Below are 991 nucleotides of genomic sequence, written 5' to 3' on the forward strand. Positions count from 1 at the left end.
GATCATGGTATCCGTCATGAAAATATTCATTACCGATGAACAGAAAGCCGAACTCGAACACCTTCATCACACCTGCCGTGATAAGAGGGAGTGTGATCGCATCAAAGCGGTTCTGCTGGCTTCTGAGGGCTGGAGTTCTGTCATGATCGCTCAAGCCCTGCGTCTGCATGAAACGACGGTTAATCGTCATATCAGCGATTACCTTAATCACCGCAAACTGAAGCCCGAAAATGGCGGCTCTCAGAGCCACCTCAGCGAAATACAGACTCAGGAACTTATCGCTTATCTGACCGCGAATCTTCTGCCCACCACACAGGCTGTTATCCGTCTTGTCAAAGAAAGGTGGGATATCAGTTACACCGTTCCCGGCATGAATAAATGGTTGCACCATAATGGATTCAGTTACAAAAAACCGACCGGCGTGCCACACAAGTTCAACGCGGAACAGCAACGGGCCTTTGTGGAAACCTACGGGAAACTGAAGCAGGAAGCCGGAGACAATGAGCCCATCCTGTTCATTGATGGTGTCCATCCCACGCAGGGGACGAAACTCGCTTATGGCTGGATGCGAAAAGGCCAGAAAACCGCAGTGAAAACCACGGGAAGCCGTACCCGGCTGAACCTGATGGGTGCCCTGAATCTGGCCGATATCAGTAAAACCGTGGTCCGCGAATATGACCGTCTCGACAGTTATCACATCGCAGAATTCTTCATTGCCCTGCGTGAAACCTATCCGGTCAGTCAGAAAGTTCATATTATCCTTGACGGAGCCGGTTATCACCGGAGTGAGTTGGTGAAAGACTGGGCTTATGTGATGAATATTGAGCTTCATTACTTACCGCCCTACAGCCCGAATCTGAACCCGATAGAAAGGCTGTGGAAAGTGATGAATGAAAAAGTCAGAAATAATCGTTACTTCGCCTCGGCGGCCTTGTTCAGACAGGCGATACATCACTTTTTTACGGAAATATTACCGGAACTTGCCGATAAC

The 991-nt window shown here is 49.2% G+C and carries 1 protein-coding gene; it reads left to right on the forward strand.

Annotation, left to right across the window (positions count from 1 at the left end; all coding sequences use genetic code 11):
- Window positions 1–4 precede the first annotated feature (4 nt).
- A partial coding sequence (locus ACGF63_RS22910) for an IS630 family transposase (protein WP_387633383.1) occupies window positions 5–991 on the forward strand: 987 nt, incomplete at its 3' end.

The sequence above is a fragment of the Photorhabdus sp. RM322S genome (assembly GCF_042879395.1).
GTDB lineage: Bacteria > Pseudomonadota > Gammaproteobacteria > Enterobacterales > Enterobacteriaceae > Photorhabdus > Photorhabdus khanii.